The sequence below is a fragment of the Pseudomonas sp. RIT-To-2 genome (assembly GCF_029623465.1).
GTDB lineage: Bacteria > Pseudomonadota > Gammaproteobacteria > Pseudomonadales > Pseudomonadaceae > Aquipseudomonas > Aquipseudomonas silvicola.
The window spans coordinates 37,013-53,987 of the sequence record NZ_JAPYKM010000024.1 but is presented as its reverse complement, the minus strand read 5'-3'; the positions used below and the strand labels follow the sequence as shown (position 1 = coordinate 53,987).

Genomic DNA, 16,975 nt, shown 5'->3' with positions numbered 1-16,975 from the left:
GCGCCCGCCGTACCGGCCCCACGTGTTCTCTTCAGGCCTGAGCGCCGCTTTCCAGGCGTGCGGTCAGGTCGTTCAACGCCGTGCGCAATGCGCCCACCAGCCCCTCCAGTGGTTCCCCCTGCGTCGCACAAGCCTGCTCGACCTGATCACAGGCGTCCAGCACCTGCGCTGCGCGAATGATGCGTGCACCGCCCTTGATGCGGTGCGCGAGGTCGGCGATGGCCTGGCGGTCCGCTTCCATGTCCAGTGAGTCGAGGGTCAGCAGGTCCTGCCGGCAGCAGTCGGCCAGGCCATCGAGCAGCGCCTGCAATGCCTGCGTATCCGCGCCAGTCAACGCCTGCAACGCGCCCAGGTCATGTTCGCCGCGCGGTGGCGCGGGCGCCGGGGCCGGCAGGTCACTCCCTGAAGGCTCCAGTGCCTGCGCCAGCCCGGTCAGGCTCAATGGCTTGAACAGGCAGCCGTCCATGCCCGCGGCCAGGCACCGAGCCCGTTCCTGGGGGACGGCATTGGCGGTAAAGCCCAACACCTTGCAACGCGTTCGGGCGCTGCGCTGCTCGTGCACACGGATGGCCTGGACCAGTTGGTAGCCATCCAGGCCCGGCATGTTGCAGTCGCTCATGACCAGGTCGAAATCCCCGCGCAGCCAGCACAGCAACCCGCTGTTGCCGTCCTCGGCCAAGGTCACTCGATGCCCCAGGTAAGCCAGTTGCTGTTGCAGCAGAATCCGGTTGGCGCGGTAGTCATCGACCACCAGCACGTTCAATGGGCGGCTGGCCGCAGGCACGCCTGAAGCGTCCGCCTGCCTGGCGGTCGCCCACGGCAGCGTCAGTTCAAACCCCGCCTGGGTACCCTGCCCCAGCGTGCTCTGCAGCCCCAGGCGCCCCCCCATCATGGCGCACAGCGTGCGGCTGATGTTCAGGCCCAGGCCGCAGCCGTCGCGGGGCGATTGCTGATGGTTGCTGGCCTGGGTAAAGGCACTGCCCAGTTGCGCCACTTCGTCCGGGGGGATGCCGACACCCGTGTCGCTGACCGTCAGGCTCACCCCAAGGCCCTGCTCGCCCGGACGCAAGCGCACTGCGACCCGCACCTCGCCTTCGTGGGTGAACTTCACGGCATTGCTGAGCAGGTTGGAGACAATCTGCTTGAAGCGCAGCGGGTCCAGCAGCACCAGCGAACCGGCCTCGCCCTCCACGTCCAGCGCCAGGCGCAGGCGTTTGTGCCGGGCCTGCACTTCGAACAGGCGCACCACCGCTTCCACATGGCCCATCAGGTCGGTGGGCTGAGGTTCCAGCGTCAGGTGGCCGGTTTCGATGCGGGTGATGTCGAGGATATCGCCGATCAGCGCCAGCAGACTGCTGGCAGCGTTGGCGGCCACTTCGATGGACAGGTGATCGAACACCCCCTGTTCGGATTTCTTCAAGGCCAGTTCGAGCATGCCGGTGATGGCGTTCATGGGCGTGCGAATCTCGTGGCTCATGGTAGCCAGGAACACAGTCTTGGCGCGGTTGGCAGCCTCGGCCTGCTCCTTGGCCTGCTGGTAGGCCAGCAACAGCCGCTGGCGCTCGGTGATGTCGATCCAGCCGCCGATGAGCCCGGCGATGGCACCGTCGGTGGTGGTGTAGGGCAGCGCCCAGTGGTAAATGGTCTTGAACTCGCCATTGCGCAAGCGCACCCGGCGGTCCGCCACCACCTTGACGTTGTCCTTCATGGCTTGCAGGTAAGCCTGCTGGTACGACTCGGCTTCCTCGAACGTAAAGGCAATGCTCTGGCCCACCGGTTTGCCGACCACCTCCTCGAACTGCACCTGCACGGCCTCCAGGTAGCTGGCATTGCAGGTCAACAGGCAACCTTCCGGGTCGCGCACGTAAATCGGGTGGGGGGTGCCGTCGATCATCACGCGCATGAACTCCAGCTGGTCGGTCAGCGCCACTTCCGCCTTGACCCGCCGCCGTACCTGGCGACGCAACTGGGTGATCCAGCCCAGCCCCAGGCCCAGCACGACCACGGCCATGATGATCAGCTGCACGATGTGCCAGCGGTGGCGCGCCCAGAAGCTTTCCTCCAGCACGACCTCGCCGCGCCACCGCGCCGCCAGGTCATTGAACTCCTGGGGCGGGATAGCCAGCAGTGCCTTGTTCAGGATCGACAGCAGCTCCGGAGCGTGGTGGGAAGTGGCGAACGCCACGCTGGCCGGGCGTACCGGCAGAGTGGCATTGATGTGCAGTCGCCCGGCGTACTGACGGAAAATTCGGTAGCGGGCGCCGATCAGGGTGAGCATCGCCGCGTCGGCCGCACCATTGGTCACCATCGACAGGGCATGGTCGGCACTGGGGGCCGGCACCGGGATGACGCCTGGGTATTGCTCACGCAGCACGTCAAACAGGAAACTGCCGTGAATCACCGCCAGGCGCTTGCCGTCCATCTGTTCCAGCGAGTGCGGTGCAACCTCGCCGTCCCGGGTGACCAATACCCGCGGGCTGCTCATGTAGGCGCGGGTGAAGCTCAACTGCTGCTCCCGTGCCTGGCTGGGTGGCAGCGCGGCCAGCAGGTCGGCGTCGCCGCGCTGCACGCGGCTGATCATCTCGGCCAGCGACTTGCCGGTCTGCACTTCGAACTCAAGCCCGGTCATCTGCCCGATCACTTCCAGCACCTGGGCGCTGATGCCCCGGTAACGGCCCTGGCTGTCCAGGTAGCTGAGGGGCAGGAACTGCGGGTCGATCAACACTTTGAGGGTGGGCGCATTGGCCAGCCAGCGCTGTTCGGCTTCAGTCAGGGCCAGGGCGTGGCGTTGCCCGATGGTGACCCCACCCACGCTCCAGCGCCCCAGAATGGCCAGGCGTTCATGCTCGGGAATGGCCTGTAGCGCTGCGTTCACCAACGTCAGCAGCCGGCTGTTGCGCGCCGAGACCGCAAAGCCGAAATAATTGCTCTGCACCTGCGGCAGGTGGCTGAGGTACAAACCGTTCAGTTGCCCTTTGTACACCTGGTAATAAGCGCCCAGGGCATTGCCCAGGAACATGTCGGCCTGCCCGAACGCCACCGCCCCCAGCGCTGCCACGGTAGAGGAATACAACTGGATGCGCGCGCCCGGGTACAGTTCCTGAACCACCGCCTGGGGAAGATAGAATTCCTGCATCGCCAGGCGCCTGTTGTCCAGGCCGCCAAACAGCGCGGTGCGGTCGTCACTGCGGCTGGCCAGCACTGACTCATCCTGGGCGTAGGCCTGTGACAAGACCAGGTTGGAGGTCGCGGCTTCGAACACGTTGGAGGTACCCAGCACATCCACCGAGCCATCGCGCACCGCCGCCAGGGCTTCGGCCCGGCTGGGGTAGCGCACCACTTCGACGTTGAGGTTCAGCAGGCTGGCCACAAGGCCGGCGTAATCGGCGGTGATGCCCTCGTATTCCTGGCCGGTGCCCAGGATATCGAAGGGTGCGTAGTCCGGCTGGCTGACGCCCAGGCGCAGCACGCGCCGTTGCCATAGCCAGCGGCGGTCGTCGTCGGTCAATTCAAGGCGCTCCGCCTGGCCTGCGGGCAAGGTGGAACGGCCATACAGCACCGGGGCATTCGGGGCCGCCAGGGCCGTCGACGCGCATACCAGGCACCACCAGCACAACATCCGTGTGAACATGGCGCGGCCCCTAGACCAAGGCATGCCGCCTGGCCAGGTCCGCCAGGTCAACCAGGGACTGAACACGCAGTTTTTCGATCAGGCGGGCCTTGTAGGTGCTGACCGTTTTGTTGCTCAGCAACATGGCGTCACCGATGGCCTTGTTGCTGTAGCCCCGGGCCAGTTGCTGGAGTATCAGTAACTCGCGGTCGGTGAGGCGGGCGATGCACTGGGCTTCAGTGTCCAGGCAGTCGCCACGGTGTACGGAGCTGAGAGCGACGTCGGGGAAATAGGTATAGCCGGAGGTGACGGCCTGAACGGCCTTGACCAGCTCGGTCAGGTTGTCCGACTTGCACACGTAGCCGGCGGCCCCCACTTTCATGCAGCGCAAGGAAAAATAGTCGGGCGCCTGGGAGGTCAGCACCAGGATCTTGACGGGCAGTTCCAGCGCCTTGATCCGCTGGATCACTTCCAGGCCGTCCATCTTGGGCATGCCGATGTCGAGGATGACCAACTGGGCACCGTAGTCCCGCACCATTTGCACCGCATCGGCGCCATTGTCCGTTTCCGCCACCACTTTGACCTTCATCTTTTCCAGCAGCAACCGCACGCTGGCGCGGATGAAAGGGTGGTCGTCGACAATCATTGCTCTGTACATGGCATCCTCGCTTGGCAGACGGTAGAGCAGCGGCGATGGAAACGCCTCCCTGCCCGTTAGGCCGCAGTATTGGCGCCAGAGGCTGTAGGAAAAAGCCGGACAATTCCGAATAAACCTCGGAAATTTCCCAAACACGGAAACCCCCGATCTGCTTCGCACCTCCGGGAAACCCTGCGGTCTATTAGCGAGAACCCCGAGGGAAAAACCACACCATGGCCGACCTTGCCGCCCAGTCCGAACTGCCCGAATTACCGCCGGACCTGCACTATGTCGATGACAGCCAGCCTGGCCTTCGCCGCGAGCGCGAAGGCGACCACTTCGTCTATTTCACCGCCAAGGGCGCGCTGATCGAAGACCCGGCGGTGATCAAGCGCATCAATGCCCTCGCGGTACCACCCGCCTACACCGACGTGTGGATATGCGCAGACCCGCGCGGCCACCTTCAGGCCACGGGCCGCGATGCCCGGGGGCGCAAGCAGTACCGCTACCACGCGCGCTGGCGCGAAGTGCGCGATGAGAACAAGTACGCCCGCATGGTGGCGTTCGGCAACGCGCTGCCCAAGCTGCGCAAGCAACTGGAAAGCCACCTGGCGCTGCCGGGCCTCGACCGCAACAAGATCATGGCCACGGTGATCTACCTGCTGGACACCACCCTGATTCGCGTGGGCAACAGCCAATATGCCCGGGACAACAAGTCCTACGGACTGACCACCTTGCGCAACCGCCATGTCGAGATAAAGGGCAGCGCCATTGAATTCCACTTCCGCGGCAAGAGCGGCGTGGAACACCGGGTGTCGGTGAAAGACAAGCGCGTGGCCCGTATCGTCAAGCGCTGCCTGGAGCTGCCTGGGCAACACCTGTTCCAGTACCTGGACGACCAGGGCGAACGCCATACCGTCACCTCGTCAGACATCAATGCTTACCTGCAGGACATGACGGGTGCCGACTTCACCGCCAAGGACTACCGCACCTGGGCCGGCAGCGCGCTGGCGCTGGCGATGCTGCGCGAACTGCACTGGCAGCCGGAGCCCGAGGCCAAGCGCCAGATCGTGGAGATGGTCAAGGCGGTGGCGCGCACCCTGGGCAACACCCCCGCCGTGTGCCGGCGCTGCTACATTCACCCGGCCGTGCTGGAACGGTATGTACTGGGTGAACTGGCCAAACTGCCCAAGCCACGCAAGCGCAAGGGCCTGCGGCTGGAAGAAGTGGCATTGGCGACGTTTCTGCAGCGGTTGCTGGACGTTCAAGCCGCGTCAGCCTGAGAGGGTGCCACGGGCGCGGCGCTTCGCCAGCAAGCTGTTTCAGGCCATGGCACGGACACCACGCGCACAGTGCGGACACTTCGCGCCGGCTTTTCTGCGCCCGGCGAACTTGTCACATTGGCGTTCATTTCGATACAGATAGTAGGCAGCCCAACCTGTCCCCAAGGAAGCTGCATTGTGTTGTCCCGAGTCCTTTGTTCACTGTCTGCCCTGACGCTGTCGATCACCGCTGCCCAGGCTGCCGAAACCTACGCCATCGACACGCCCATCCTGAGCAGTGTCGACAACTTCCGCGACATCGCCGGCACCACCACGGCCTATACCACCGCCCATGACGGCACCATGCGCTCGGGGGTGTTCTACCGCTCCAACGCCTTGACCCCTTCGGCGGCCGACCTGGCCACCCTCAACAGCCTGGGGATCACGGCGGTGTATGACCTGCGCACCGCCAGCGAGATCGCCGCCACACCGGACACCCTGCTCGATGGCGCTACCTACACAAACGTCGACATCCTGGGCAACCTCACCTCGGGCGCGGTGCTGTCCAGCATCACGGTGAACAGTGCGGCCAGCGCCGTGGCGCTGATGCAGGAAACCAACCGCGAGTTCGTCAGTGATGCCAACGTGCGCAGCGAGTTCTCGGTACTGTTCAACGACCTGGCCTCAGTGGACGGCGCCGCGCTGTTTCACTGCACCGCCGGCAAGGACCGCACCGGCTGGGCCACGGCAGTACTGTTAAGTATCGCCGGTGTCGACAGCGCCACCATCATGGCCGACTATCTGGCGACCAACGCCTACACCGCGACTCGCGTGGACGCCACCCTGGCGGCGTTGCCAGCCAGCCTCGCGGCCATCTACGAGCCCACGCTGACCGTCGATGCCAGCTACCTGCAGGCAGCGCTGGACGAAGTCACGGCGCTTTACGGCAGCATGGACAACTACCTCAAGGAAGGCCTGGGGTTGTCCCAGGCGACGATCTACGTGCTGCGCGCCAAGATGGTCTACTACAACAGCCTGCCCGGCCAGGCCGGTTTCCTGGGCAACGCCGCCGCAGGCGCCCTGCTGCTGCAACAGTTGCAGAACAGCAGCCTCTCCGGCACTTACACCGCTTACAACTACTACCTGCAAGCGGCCATCGACGCTGGCGACCTGGGTGGCGTGCAATCCACCGTGGGCGGCCAGGTACACGCCGATGCTACCAGCTACCTGTTGCGCCAGGACGCCTTGATCAACAGTGCAATGGCGCCCTACAGCAGCGGGACCGACCTCAAGGTCGGCCAGCGCAGCGTATGGACGGCAGGCCTGGCCGGCTACCTGGGCACCGACGGTTCCGGCCATGCCGCCAGCAGCAACGAGCACACCCAAGGCACTCTGGTGGGCCTCACCCAGCGCTTCAGCGAACAGCTCAGTGGCCACGCGGCGTTCGGCTATAGCCGCGGCACCGTCGGCGCGGCCAGCGGCTCGGTGGACACCGACCTGACCTTCCTGACGGCCGGCGCGCGCCTGGGCGCCGACAGCCTCGACCGCGGCCTGTTCGTCAGCGCCGATGCCACCGCCGGCTATGTCGACTACAGCAGCAAGCGTGACATCGGTGGCGGCCTGGGCACGGCCAGGGGCGATACCCACGGTACCGTCAGCAGCGCCAACGTCGCCCTGGGTTATCGCTTGCCCACGAGCCAGGTTACCCTGGAGCCAAGCCTGGGCGTGCGTGTCAGCCACTTGAACCTGAACGGCTTCGATGAGAAAGGCAGCGAAGTGGCCCTGGGCGTGGACGGCACGCACCAGACTCGCCGCAGCGCCTTCGGCCAGCTCAAGGCGTCCCTGGCACCAATCGGCATCGGCAGTGGCTGGCAACTGGTGCCCGGCGCACAAGTAGGCTACGAGCGTGTGCTGGGCGATCATTCGGTGAACAGCGAGGCTCACCTGCTGGGCCTGGATATCGAACAGCAGGCGGCTTACAGCACCCGTGACCAGTTCAACGGTGCGCTCAACCTCACCGCCAGCCTCGGCGCGTTCAGTGTGGGGGCCGAAGCGGGCGCCCTCACGGGCGGCGACAGCCAGGGTTTCAGCGGTAGCGTGAAGGCCAGCTACCAGTTCTGAGTGGTGCTGCGCAGGCCTTTGCGAACGTCCTGCGGGCTTAGCCCGTAGGCGTTCTGGAAGTACTGGCAGAAGCGACCGACATTGGAAAAACCCAGGGCCAGGGCCACCTGCGTCACTGACTCCGGCCCACCCTGGCGGAACGCCTCATGGGCGCGTTCCAGGCGCACCTGGCGCTGATAGGCGGCGATGGAGGTGCCCATGAACCGCCGAAAGCCCTCTTGCAGTGCACGCAGACTGACGTGGCTGAGGGCCGCCAACTCGGTGCCGCTGACCAGGCAGTGCGGGTGCTCCCGAATGTATTCCATGGCCAGGCGCACGTGCCGCGGGGCAATGGCCGGACCGGGCCGGCGCAGTGCCTCACTGTACGTATGCGGCCAGTTTTCCAGCAGCGCATCCACGAGCATTTCCTGCAGCCGCGCGGGCATCAACGCGCTGCTGTTCATCAGCGTGTCCAGCTCGGCACCCGTGGCGAACGCGACGATGGCCTTGATGCCCTGGAACGCGGCGCGGCTCAAGTCCACCTGGGGCTCGAAATTGATCGTGCGCACGATGGGCCGGCCCAGCAGGGTCGATAGCCGCTGGGTGAACAGCGCGCGTCGCACCGACAGGCCATGCTGCCCGTGGCCATCGATGATCTGCATCGACCGTACCTGAGCTTTCTCCACGGCCAGGCCCACATTCGGCCTGCCCACGGTAGCCCCTGGAAGGTTGAAGATGATCTGCCCTGCCGTGGGAATCACGAAGGTGATTTCATCATTGAGATCGGGAATTTCCACGGTGAAATCACCGCGGTAACTGAGCCGTCGAAAACTGACGCCCTCGTACCGGCCGTAGACCCCGGCGATACTCAAGGGGCTGCCCACGTGTGCGACGTCGTTATACAGATTGCCGAAGACGTTCGAGAAAAGGCGGCCGAATGCCTCGCCGCCCATGTGGTCGGAGCGGATGATGAACGGCCTGCGCGTGGCGGCTGCCTGCATGATTATCGATACCTGGGCGGGGTGCGCGCTCCTGGCCGCGACAGCCTGCCGGGCCGGAATGCTTGATTGTTGTAACCTGCGCTGTACAGGAGGTCGGCGGCAACGCTAGCAATGAAACATGACAGCGACATGACGGTACCTGCAGTTGAAACCGCAGCACGCTACCGCCGTTCGCCAGCAAGCTGTGGCGCTAGCGCATCAACAGCCCGCCATCCACCGCGTACTGGCTGCCGGTCACGTAAGCGGCATCTGCCGACAGCAGGAACAACGCTACCGCCGCGGCCTCTTGCGCCGACCCGGCACGCCCCAGCGGCACGAGGTCGACCACGCCGCGCTCGAATTGCGCCTGCGCCGCCTCGCCCATGAACCCGCGAAAACCGGTGTCGATCGGCCCCGGCACAATCGCGTTCACACGCACCCCCCGAGGCGCCAGGCTAGCCGCCCAGCATCGCATCATCGACAGCAGGGCGCCTTTGGTGGCCGCGTAGGCGCTGACCAGCGGCGCCGCCTCGAACGCCGACGATGACGCCGTCACCACCACCGAAGCGCCCGGTTTCAACAGCGGTGAAAGCCTCGCCAGTTGCAATGCCGGCGCCCGCACATTGGTGGCCATCAATGCGTCGAAACACTCGGCGGTCAACGCCTCCAGGGCCCCCACCCGCGCAAACCCGGCGTTAAGCCACAGCCCGTCCAGGCCACCGACCCGCTCGGCCGCCGCCACCAGCGCCTGCACGTTGGCGCAATCGCAGACATCGCCGAGCACTATCTGGCAGTCATCACCCAGGATCGAACGTTCGTTGCCGCGCCCGCTGGCAATCACCTGCCCGCCCTCTGCACGGATACGTTGGGCACCCGCCAGCCCGATGCCTCGGGTCCCTCCGGTGATCATCACCGTCTTGCCACCAAACCTGCCCATCTCGCGCCCCTGGCCGTTATGAAAGGCACACGATGACAGCGGCGCACTCAGAGGTTAATCCGCTATTATCACCAAGGGTCATTTAGCAACGGAGGCATAATGCGGGGCAGCGAATTCGCGGAATTGAAGGCCTTTGTCGCCATTGCCGAGCGCGGCAGTTTCACCCGAGCAGCGGCTTACCTGGGTCTGTCGGCCTCGGCACTGAGCCAAACCCTCAAGACCCTTGAGACTCGCCTGGGGGCACGCCTGTTGACCCGTACCACCCGCAGCGTCGCGCTCACCGACACCGGGGCGCAGTTGCTCGCCCGCTTGCAGCCCATGTTCGCCGCATTGGAGGCCGCCGTGGCCGAGGCCGGTGCCAAGCCCGGAAGCGTTACTGGCCGCCTGCGGATCAACAGCACCCGCGACGCCGCCAACCATTGCCTGGCCCCCCTGATTGCGCCGTTTCTGCACCTGCACCCCGGCATAAGGCTGGAGGTGGACGTGGACGACCGGCTGGTGGACATCGTCGCCCAAGGCTATGACGCCGGGGTGCGGCTGGGCGAACGCCTCGAACAAGACATGATCGCCGTGGGGCTGGGGGGGCCATTGCAGATGATGGTGGTCGCCTCCCCCGCCTATCTTCAGCGCCACGGCGCACCGCTCACGCCCCGCGACCTGCAAGGCCACGCGTGCCTGGGGTATCGACGGCCCACCGACGGCAGTCCCTACCGCTGGGAGTTCGAAGCCCATGGCAAGGCGCTGGAAATCACGGTGGACGGCCCGGTCCTGGTCAACGACCCGGCAATGCTGACCCGTGTCGCACTGGATGGCGCGGGCATCGCCTACCTCTTCGCCCACCAGGTGCAGGCCTACATCGACCAGGGCGCACTGGTGCAGGTGCTGGCTGACTGGACACCTGCCTTCGCAGGGTTCTACCTGTATTACCCCAGCCGCATGATGACGCCGCCGTTACGGGCACTGGTCGATTTTCTGCGCCTCAACGCCCAGTGACCGCCTCGCCCGCCGCCGTGCGGTCCACCAGGCGGATGCTGTCACGGCCCGCGCGCTTGGAGGCGTACAGCGCATGATCGCCCTGCTCGATCAGGGCGGCCAGGCTGACAGGCGGCTGGTCGAACACCGTGGCGCCAATGCTCAGGGTGACCGGCACCGGCGTATCGAAGGTCAGCGCCGCCACATGGCGGAACTGCTCGCGCAAGGCGGTGCCCAGGCCCTCGACGCGCTCGGTGGAGGCATTGGCCAGGAGGATGACGAACTCGTCGCCGCCCAGGCGCGCGGCCAGGGCGCCCTCGGGCAGTACCGCGCGGATCATCTCGCTGAGGGTGATCAGCAAGCGGTCACCTGCCGTGTGGCCATACAGGTCGTTGACCGGCTTGAAGTTGTCGATGTCGATCAACAGCAACGCCCCCGGCCGAGCGCTGGCAACCTGATTGAGCAAGCGCGGCGCGCGCACCTCCAACGCCCGGCGGTTGTACAGCGCCGTGAGCGGGTCACGGTTGGCCAGGCGAGCGATCTGCTGTTCGCGCCGGTAGCGCTCGGTACCGGTCATGGACAAGGCGATCAGCATGATCGCGATGGCCCCTTCCACCAGGGAGATCTGAATGATTTCGCCGCGAAACGACACCAGGTCGATGGCCGTGCCGGAAATGGCCGCGGTGCCCACCTTGAACAGGTAAAACACCCCATGGGCCAATAACACATAGCGCAACTGCACCGCGCCCACGCTCAGGGATTTGCCGTGGGAGCGCAGCAGAAAACTGCCGCGCAGGGTCACCAGGGCGATCATCGAGGACTGCACCATCAGCATGACCTTGGACCAGGCCTGGTCGCTGGGGAGCGTGAGCATGGCCAGCCAGACCGCCACGATCAGGTACCAGCCCCGGGACAACCGCGTTTCGGTAAACCGCGCCACCCCCAGCAGAAAGAGCCAGTGGGCCACCACCAGCAAGCCGTTGGCGAACCATACTCCCACCAGCACCAGGCCACTGCCGCGCATCAGCGCCAACACGCAGCCCACGGTGATGATCGCGAAGCCGCCGCTCCAGAACAGCAGCGAAGCCTCGCGAACGCTGCGCCACTCCACTGCCAGGTAAAGCGCCGCCGCCGCTGCCAGGGCGACGGAAAGGGTCAACATAGTGGGTGGATCGAGCGTCATAACCTGACCGGCCTGCCAATTCTGCGGTGAAAATTCGGATTGTAATCGTTTGCCGGTTTTTTTCGCAGGGGCGCAGGCACTCCACATTGCCGCAGCCGTGACTTTTCCGACCAAAGAGGCCAGGCCTGCACTGCGAACCAATACAGGTGCCAGCCGGTCCACTCTCGAACAACCCAAGGGAGGACAGCATGCTCAGTGACTGGGAAATGTGCATTCGACTGCTGCTGGCGGCCTTGCTCGGCAGCCTGATCGGCCTTGAGCGTGAGCGCCTGCTGTGGGCGGCGGGGCTGCGCACGCATATGCTGGTGTGCGTGGGCTCGTGCCTGTTGATGATCGTTTCGGCGTTCGGCTTCCATGATGCCTTGCAGATGGCCCATACCGAACTGGACCCTTCCAGGGTGGCGGCGCAGGTGGTCTCGGGGATCGGCTTTCTGGGCGCCGGCTCGATCCTGTTGCGCGGCGAGGTGATCCGTGGGCTGACCACGGCGGCCAGCCTGTGGACGGTGGCAGCCATCGGCCTGGCGGTGGGCGGCGGGCTGTACGCGGTGGGGACGGCAGCGACCTTCATGATTTTGCTGATTCTGGTGGCAATCAAGCCGGTGGAGCGGTTGTATCGCAACAAGGTGAAAAAGCATGTGCTGAAACTGGTAGCGCCCTCTCACACCTTGACGTTGAAAAAGGTCAACCAGGTGATGGGCAACCGCTCCAGCAAGGTCAAGCAGTTCATCGTCGAGAAAGGCAGCCATGAGGGCACCGATAGCGTCACCATCGAACTGGTGCGCACCTCCGGTGCCCAGGCCGAGGAAATCCTCAAGCAGTTGCTGACCATCGAAGGCGTGCAGGAAGACCAGGCGGCCCAGTGAACCCCGGACCGCCCCCTTACCGGGTGTCAGTCTTCCTCAGCCGGGGCCGGTGCGGTTACTGCGGTAGCACCTGAGTCAGCGGCTTGCCCAGTTCGGTGATGTAGGTGGACACGATCTCGGTTTCCTGCGGGCCGTTCTTGACGATGTGCGGGGCACCGGCCGGGGTTTCGAAAGTGTCACCGGCATGCAGCACGTGCTCCGGCTGGCCATCGATGGCAATGGTCACCGAGCCGCGCGCCACGTAGCCCGACTCGAGGCCCGGGTGGGTATGGTGTGGCGAGTTGGTGTTGGCCGGCAGGATGATGCGAATCACGTTCACTTCATAACCCGCCGGGTACACCACGTGCTGCAACACGGTGCGCGAGCCGGCCGCAGGCTTGGCCGCCGGGACGGTGGAAGCGCAGCCGGCCAGGGCTGCCACGGTGGCGAGCATCACGCAGGTCTTGCCATTCAAACCGAACATCATGGGTTTCCCTTATCACATCAATATCAAGTGGCCATCTTACCGTCGTGGCCGTCAGTCGTGGGAAAACTTCATCACCGTGGTCTGCTGGTACAACTGGCCCGGGTTCAAGCGGGTGCTGGGAAATGCTGGCTGGTTGGGCGAGTCGGGGTAGTGCTCCGCTTCCAGGGCAAATGCACCCCAGTGCCCGTAGACCTTGCCAGCCTTGCCCTTGATGGAGCCGTCCAGGGAGTTGGAGGTATAGAACTGCACCGCAGGCTGAGTGGTGAACAGTTGCAGGCGGCGGCCGCTTTTCGGATCGTGTACTTCCACGGCCGTTTTGCTCAGGTCGCCCTGGGTGTCCAGCACGTAGTTGAAGTCGTAGCCACCCTGCTTGGGCTCGGCGTACTTCAGTTGCGGGTGGTCGGCCTTGATGCGGGTGCCGATCGCCGTAGGCGTCAGGAAGTCCATCGGCGTGCTGGCCACCGGAGCTATTTCCCCGGTCGGAATCAGCTTGGCCGACACCGGCGTGTAATGGCTGGCGTGCAGGGTGGCCACCTGGTCCAGGATGGTGCCGCTGCCCGCGCCTGCCAGGTTGTAGTAGCCGTGGTTGGTCAGGTTGACGACCGTCGGCTTGCTGGTGGTGGCGTGGAACTGGATACGCAACTCATCCTGCTCGTTGAGACTGTAGGTGACCTGGGTGTCGAGTTCGCCGGGAAAGCCCATCTGGCCGTCCGGGCTGGCATAGCTCAGGGTCACGCCTACCGAATCCTTGTCGCGGGTGGGTTGCGCTTTCCAGACATGGGTATCGAAGCCCTCGGGGCCGCCGTGCATGGCGTTCGGGCCGGCGTTGAGGGGCACTTTGTAGACATGGCTGTCGAGGGCAAAGGTGCCGTCGGCGATACGGTTGGCGTAGCGGCCAATGGTGGCGCCGAAGTGCGGATCGCCGTTTTTCGCCTGGTAGTCGCGAGCGTTATCGAAGCCCAGTAGCACGTCGTCGAAATGGCCTTGTTTGTCGGCGACGATCACCGACTGCAGGATCGCGCCGTAGGTAATCACCCCCACCTGCATGCCATGGCTGTTGGTCAGGGTGTATTTCTCGATGGGCGTGCCATCGGCCAGGGTACCGAAGCTGCTGCGCTGGCTGGCCAACCCCGCGGCGTGGGCGGTGATGCTGGCCGTGAGCAGGGCCAGGACGAGGCTTGAGCGTAGCGGTAGGTGGTTCATCGGTCACTCCATGTGCGCAAAAGCCTTCATGAAACCATGATATGACCCCAGGGCGGATCCTACTTAGGTAGCAAGCGAAGAAAAAATGAATCAACCCGCGCCGGGGCCGGTCAAGACTTATGTATGCAGTCAATCTGGCGAGGTAAACACACATGACCATCGAAGCAGAGACACTGGTAGAACTGACCGAAGCCCTGCAACAGCGCGGCCTGGTACTGGTCTCGGACGTACACTTCACTCGCGCGCCTTACCGGCACGACCATCACTGGGTCTGTTGCGTGGAATAACCCCCCAGCCCCCGGGAGGAAGCGCGATAAGGCCGCGGGAAGCTCGGGAACGGTGCCTGACTGCTGTCAGCAGACATGGGCGGCGTGGTTCCCGAGCGTCGCCCGGCCCTTACCGAATCACGGCAGCGGATCGAACTTCAGGTCGGCGAGGCTTTGCACCTTGTCTTCACGAACCATCTTGTAGGCGGTGTCCGGTCCGATCCAGCGGTTCCAGATGGCGTCAATCTCACCGGCCTGGTCCATGGCGCGCAGCGCTTCGTTGACCTTGGCCAGGAAGGCGGGTTCGCCCTGGCGCATGCCAGCACCGATGGGTTCCAGGGCCATGGGCTCCTTGGCGATGGCCAGGTTTACCCCGCCCTCCTTCGCCTGGCCTACCAGCTTGATGGCGGTCATGGTGTTGGTCACCAGCCCCACTACTTTATTCTGCTGCAGCGCCATGTAGGCTGACCCGGTGTCTTGGAAGGTCACGGGCGTGGCATCGGCCAGGCGGATCGATTGCTCCGACGTCGAGCCCTTGGTGGAGCTGATTTTCTTGCCCTTGAAGAACTCGCGCGGCTGGTCGGCGTTCGGCGCGCGCACTACCAGGGTTTCCTTGGCAATGTAGTACGGGTCGCTGAACTGGATCTGTTCGGCGCGGCTCTTGGTGTACGCCAGGTTGGCGAAGATCAGGTCCACCCGGCCCATCTTCACCTCAGGCACCCGGGCTTCCACCGACATCGGCTTGAGCTCCAGGGCCACGCCCAGGTGCTTGGCCAGGGCGGTGCAGAGGTCGACATCCATGCCTACCAGTTCGCGGGTGGTCGGGTCGGGCGCCGAAAACGGTGGCACGTCGGCGTACACACCGCAACTCAGGCTCTTCTTGGCCATCACGTCGCTCAACTGGTCGGCTTGGGCCACCGCGATGGCCAGGGGCGCCAGGGCGATGGCGGTCAGCAATTTATTCAGTGCCATGGGGCTTACTCCAGAGGGTTGGATTCAGTGGGCACGCAGGTCGGCGATGAAGCGCTGCGCACGGGGATGGCTGGGTTGGCTGAAAAACTGTTCGGGGGCGGTCTTTTCCAGGATCTGCCCGGCGTCCATGAACCAGATGGTGTCTGCCACTTCGCGGGCAAAATTCATTTCGTGGGTCACGCACATCATGGTCATGCCCTCCTTGGCCAGGCCCTTCATCACGCTCAGCACTTCGCCGACCATCTCTGGGTCCAGGGCGCTGGTGGGTTCGTCGAAGAGCATCACCGGCGGCTCCATGGCCAGGGCGCGGGCGATCGCCACACGCTGCTGCTGGCCACCGGACAATTGCGCCGGGTAGGCGTTGGCTTTGTGCGCCAGGCCCACGCGGTCCAGCAACTGCAAGGCCTGACCCTTGGCGGCGCTGGCCTTGAGGCCGCGCACCTTGGTCGGGGTGAGGATGATGTTGTCCAGCACCGACAGGTGCGGGAACAGGTTGAAGCTCTGGAACACGAAGCCGACACGGCTGCGCAGGCGGTTGAGGTTGGCGTCGGTGCCGTTGACGTCCTGGCCGTCGAACAGGATCTGGCCTTTCTGGATGTCCTCCAGGCGGTTGACGGTGCGAATCAGCGTCGACTTGCCCGAGCCCGATGGCCCGCACAGCACCACCACTTCGCCACGCTTGACCTCGGCGGTGATGTTGGTGAGCGCCTGGTACTCGCCGTACCATTTGTTGATGCTGGAAAACATGATCATCGGATGCATGAAGGCAACCCTCTTCAGTTATCAGTGGTCAGCAGGGAAGCCTGCGGCGCGACGGTGGCGGCACTGCCCAGGCGCTTGCGGGCGATGCGCCCTTCCAGCGCGCCGGCCAGGCGGGTCAGGCCGTAGCACAGGACGTAATAGGTGATGGCCAGGATGAAGAACACCTGGAACGGCTTGGTCAGCAACTGGTTGTTGACCTGGTTGGCGGCGAAGGTCACTTCCTGCACGTTGATCACGTAGCCCAGGGAGGTTTCCTTGATGATCGACACGAACTGGCTGATCAGGCTGGGCAACGCGTTGTACAGCGCCTGGGGCAGGATCACCCACAGCGTGGTGCGCACATAGCCCAGACCCAGGGCGCGGGCCCCTTCGTACTGGCCACCGGGCAACGCCTGGATGCCGCCGCGGATGATCTCGCCCAGGTACGCGCTCTGGTACACCACCAGGGTGCAGAGCATGGTGGTGAAGCCGGTGATGTTGTGACCGATCAGCAAGGGCACCAGGAAGTAGGTCCAGAAGATCACCATCAGCAGCGGAATACCGCGCAGTACGTAGACCCACACGGTGGCCGGGTAACGCAGCCAGCGCCAGGGCGACACCCGGGCCAGGGCCAGCAGCAGGCCCAGCGGGAATGCCAGTACCAGGGCCGAGGCCGCCAGTATCAGCGTGCTGGCCAGGCCACCCAAGGGGCCGTGGGGGTATTGGCCGATGAGGAACAGCGGCCAGTTGTCGTGGACAATCTTGAACAAGTCGAACATCGCG

General features: G+C 64.7%; 15 protein-coding genes. 5 read left to right on the top strand and 10 right to left on the bottom strand.

The window, feature by feature from the left end:
- Positions 1-31: 31 nt before the first annotated feature.
- Positions 32-3,631: a transporter substrate-binding domain-containing protein gene (locus QBK88_RS20325; RefSeq protein WP_277963450.1), complete on the bottom strand. Its 3,600-nt coding sequence runs from the start codon at positions 3,629-3,631 to the stop codon at positions 32-34.
- Between the two features lie 10 nt (positions 3,632-3,641).
- Entirely contained in the window at positions 3,642-4,268 is a 627-nt protein-coding gene (locus QBK88_RS20320) for a response regulator transcription factor (RefSeq protein WP_268141082.1), read from the bottom strand.
- Between the two features lie 212 nt (positions 4,269-4,480).
- Between QBK88_RS20320 and QBK88_RS20315 the strand changes: the two genes are divergently transcribed.
- Together QBK88_RS20315 and QBK88_RS20310 are read left to right on the top strand one after the other, a co-directional pair.
- Positions 4,481-5,530, top strand: coding sequence for a DNA topoisomerase IB (locus QBK88_RS20315; protein WP_277963449.1), 1,050 nt, complete (start codon positions 4,481-4,483; stop codon positions 5,528-5,530).
- 177 nt (positions 5,531-5,707) lie between these two features.
- Positions 5,708-7,630, top strand: coding sequence for a tyrosine-protein phosphatase (locus QBK88_RS20310; RefSeq protein ID WP_277963448.1), 1,923 nt, complete (start codon positions 5,708-5,710; stop codon positions 7,628-7,630).
- On the opposite strand, the gene QBK88_RS20305 is transcribed toward QBK88_RS20310, so the two are convergent.
- Together QBK88_RS20305 and QBK88_RS20300 are read right to left on the bottom strand one after the other, a co-directional pair.
- On the bottom strand, positions 7,618-8,610 hold the full coding sequence (locus QBK88_RS20305) for an AraC family transcriptional regulator (RefSeq protein WP_277963447.1): 993 nt from the start codon (positions 8,608-8,610) through the stop codon (positions 7,618-7,620). The genes QBK88_RS20310 and QBK88_RS20305 overlap by 13 nt on opposite strands.
- 190 nt (positions 8,611-8,800) lie before the next feature.
- Positions 8,801-9,526, bottom strand: coding sequence for an SDR family oxidoreductase (locus QBK88_RS20300; protein ID WP_277963446.1), 726 nt, complete (start codon positions 9,524-9,526; stop codon positions 8,801-8,803).
- A gap of 99 nt (positions 9,527-9,625) precedes the next feature.
- On the opposite strand from QBK88_RS20300, the gene QBK88_RS20295 reads away from it, so the two are divergent.
- A complete protein-coding gene (locus QBK88_RS20295; RefSeq protein ID WP_277963445.1) occupies positions 9,626-10,519 on the top strand; it encodes a LysR family transcriptional regulator in 894 nt (297 codons plus the stop codon).
- Here QBK88_RS20295 and QBK88_RS20290 read toward each other — a convergent pair.
- A complete protein-coding gene (locus QBK88_RS20290) occupies positions 10,506-11,681 on the bottom strand; it encodes a GGDEF domain-containing protein (protein ID WP_277963444.1) in 1,176 nt (391 codons plus the stop codon). The two genes, QBK88_RS20295 and QBK88_RS20290, sit on opposite strands and share 14 nt — an antisense overlap.
- 188 nt (positions 11,682-11,869) lie before the next feature.
- On the opposite strand from QBK88_RS20290, the gene QBK88_RS20285 reads away from it, so the two are divergent.
- Positions 11,870-12,544 carry an MgtC/SapB family protein gene (locus QBK88_RS20285; protein ID WP_277963443.1) on the top strand — a complete coding sequence of 225 codons (675 nt, stop codon included), beginning with the start codon at positions 11,870-11,872 and terminating at the stop codon, positions 12,542-12,544.
- Positions 12,545-12,599: 55 nt separating this feature from the next.
- Here the strand turns inward: QBK88_RS20285 and QBK88_RS20280 are convergent, their stop codons facing one another.
- Positions 12,600-13,010 (bottom strand): cupin domain-containing protein, encoded by a 411-nt coding sequence (locus QBK88_RS20280; protein WP_277963442.1) that lies wholly within the window; start codon positions 13,008-13,010, stop codon positions 12,600-12,602.
- A 51-nt stretch (positions 13,011-13,061) separates the two neighbouring features.
- On the bottom strand, positions 13,062-14,213 hold the full coding sequence (locus tag QBK88_RS20275) for an aldose epimerase family protein (protein WP_277963441.1): 1,152 nt from the start codon (positions 14,211-14,213) through the stop codon (positions 13,062-13,064).
- A 152-nt stretch (positions 14,214-14,365) separates the two neighbouring features.
- Here QBK88_RS20275 and QBK88_RS20270 point away from each other — a divergent pair, with 152 nt between their 5' ends.
- Positions 14,366-14,500 carry a hypothetical protein gene (locus tag QBK88_RS20270; protein WP_267903662.1) on the top strand — a complete coding sequence of 45 codons (135 nt, stop codon included), beginning with the start codon at positions 14,366-14,368 and terminating at the stop codon, positions 14,498-14,500.
- 117 nt (positions 14,501-14,617) lie between these two features.
- On the opposite strand, the gene QBK88_RS20265 is transcribed toward QBK88_RS20270, so the two are convergent.
- Genes QBK88_RS20265 through QBK88_RS20255 form a run of 3 tightly spaced genes read right to left on the bottom strand, consistent with a single transcriptional unit; the run spans position 14,618 to position 16,971 of the window.
- A complete protein-coding gene (locus QBK88_RS20265; protein ID WP_268141063.1) occupies positions 14,618-15,451 on the bottom strand; it encodes an ABC transporter substrate-binding protein in 834 nt (277 codons plus the stop codon).
- 24 nt (positions 15,452-15,475) lie between these two features.
- A complete protein-coding gene (locus QBK88_RS20260) occupies positions 15,476-16,204 on the bottom strand; it encodes an amino acid ABC transporter ATP-binding protein (RefSeq protein WP_277963482.1) in 729 nt (242 codons plus the stop codon).
- Positions 16,205-16,227: 23 nt separating this feature from the next.
- Entirely contained in the window at positions 16,228-16,971 is a 744-nt protein-coding gene (locus QBK88_RS20255) for an amino acid ABC transporter permease (protein ID WP_277963440.1), read from the bottom strand.
- Between the last annotated feature and the right edge of the window lie 4 nt (positions 16,972-16,975).